The sequence below is a fragment of the Actinomadura sp. NPDC048032 genome, assembly GCF_040653175.1.
Taxonomy (GTDB): domain Bacteria; phylum Actinomycetota; class Actinomycetes; order Streptosporangiales; family Streptosporangiaceae; genus Spirillospora; species Spirillospora verrucosospora.
The window spans coordinates 1-2,335 of the sequence record NZ_JBEZJP010000708.1 but is presented as its reverse complement, the minus strand read 5'-3'; the positions used below and the strand labels follow the sequence as shown (position 1 = coordinate 2,335).

Here is a 2,335-nt window from a genome sequence, read left to right as displayed (position 1 = left end):
GCCGACCTCCAGCGCGAGGTGAACAGGGCCGCCAACGCCCTGCTCGAACTGGGCGTCCGCAAGGGCGACCGGGTCGCGATCTACCTTCCGATGATCCCCGAGCTGCCGATCTCGATGCTGGCGTGCGCCCGCATCGGCGCGACCCACTCGGTGGTGTTCGGCGGGTTCTCGGCGGAGGCCCTCCGGACGCGCATCGACGACGCGCAGGCCAAGCTCGTCATCACCGCGGACGGCGGCTTCCGGCGCGGCAAGCCGTCCGACCTCAAGGGCATCGTGGACGAGGCCGTCGCGCAGACGCCGACGATCGAGCACGTCCTCGTGGTGCGCCGCACGGGCGAGGAGGTCGTCGAGAACGAGCGCGACCTGTGGTGGCACGACGTCGTCGAACGGCAGAGCGACGAGCACACCGCCGAGCCCATGGACTCCGAGCACCCGCTCTACATCCTGTACACGTCCGGGACGACGGGGAAGCCGAAGGGCATCCTGCACACCAGCGGCGGCTACCTGACCCAGTGCGCGTACACGCACTGGGCGGTGTTCGACCTGAAGCCGGAGACGGACGTCTACTGGTGCTCGGCCGACATCGGATGGGTGACGGGCCACTCCTACATCGTGTACGGGCCGCTCGCCAACGGCTCGACCAGCGTCATCTACGAGGGGACGCCCGACACCCCTGACAAGGGCCGCTGGTGGGACATCATCCAGAAGTACAAGGTGTCCATCTTCTACACCGCGCCCACGGCGATCCGCACGTTCATGAAGTGGGGCGACGACATCCCGGCCCGGTACGACCTGTCGTCCCTGCGCGTGCTGGGGTCGGTCGGCGAGCCGATCAACCCCGAGGCCTACGTCTGGTACCGCAGGAACATCGGCGCCGACCGGACGCCGGTGGTCGACACGTGGTGGCAGACCGAGACCGGCGCCATCATGATCAGCCCGCTGCCGGGGGTGACGGAGGGCAAGCCGGGCGCGGCGATGCGCCCGCTGCCCGGCATCGCCGCGGACGTCGTGGACGACCAGGGCCGCTCGGTGCCGGACGGCGGCGGCGGGTTCATGGTGGTCCGGGAGCCGTGGCCGGGCATGCTCCGCACGATCTGGGGCGACGACGAGCGGTACGTCAAGACGTACTGGTCGCGTTTCGAGGGCCTGTACTTCGCCGGTGACGGCGCCAAGAAGGACGCGGACGGCGACATGTGGCTGCTCGGCCGGGTGGACGACGTCATGCTCGTGTCCGGGCACAACATCTCCACGACGGAGGTGGAGTCGGCGCTGGTCTCGCACCCGAAGGTGGCCGAGTCGGCGGTGGTGGGCGCGACGGACCCGGTCACCGGGCAGGCCATCGTGGCGTTCGTGATCCCGCGCGGCGACGCCGGCGGCGACGTCGAGGGCGAGGACTTCCTGCGGGAGCTGCGCGACCACGTCGCCAAGACCCTCGGCCCGATCGCCAAGCCCCGCCAGATCATGATCGTTCCGGAGCTGCCGAAGACCCGCTCCGGGAAGATCATGCGGCGGCTGCTGCGGGACGTGGCGGAGAACCGCAGCATCGGCGACGTCACGACGCTCGCGGACAGCACGGTGATGGACCTGATCTCGGAGAAGCTGCCCAGCGCCAAGTCGGACGACTGACCCCACACGGCGCACACCGGCCAACGCGACGGCCCGCGTCCGGCACACCGCCGGGCGCGGGCCGTTTGGGCGTCCGAGCCGGGGGAACGGGGCCGCCCACTGGGCGGGCCAGGTAAAATGTCCCTAGGTACGCCGGGAAGTCTGGTCGGCATGGACGTCCCGTAGTGACCGTGCGGGCCGTGGCCTTGTCCAGCCGTCCGCCGCTTTCCCAGGGGTTCTCTCTATGGCGCGCCCGCCCGTGAAACGCCGCGTTGCAGCAACGTGGCCGTTCCGTCCGACCGTCCGTTACAGCCTCCAGGTCGCCAGTGCGCTCCGCACCGAGACGATCGGCGGCGTGGTGATGCTGCTCGCGGCGGTCGCGGCGCTGGTGTGGGCCAACACGCCGTGGGACGGCGCCTACAAGAGCCTCCAGACGTTCGAGATCGGCCCGCACTGGCTGCACCTGGGGCACATGGACGTGCAGCACTGGGCGTCGAGCGGGCTGCTCGCCGTCTTCTTCTTCATCGCCGGGCTGGAACTGCGCGAGGAACTCACGCACGGCGAGCTGCGCAATCCGCGGGACGCGGCGCTGCCGGTGATCGCCGCGGCGGCCGGGGTGGCGGTGCCCGCGCTGATCTTCCTGGCGGTGAGCGCGGGCGCGCCGGGCGCGGCCAGCGGGTGGGCGGTGCCGACGGCGACGGACATCGCGTTCGCGCTGGCGGTGCTCGCC

General features: G+C 70.9%; 2 protein-coding genes. Both read left to right on the top strand.

Annotated features, from left to right (window positions below; all coding sequences use genetic code 11):
- Positions 1–1,626, top strand: a 1,626-nt coding sequence (gene acs, locus AB0C69_RS41335; RefSeq protein WP_360362183.1) for an acetate--CoA ligase, incomplete at its 5' end; no start/stop codon positions are given.
- A 238-nt stretch (positions 1,627–1,864) separates the two neighbouring features.
- Positions 1,865–2,335 (top strand): Na+/H+ antiporter NhaA (locus AB0C69_RS41330; RefSeq protein WP_360362180.1); only part of this gene is annotated, 471 nt, incomplete at its 3' end.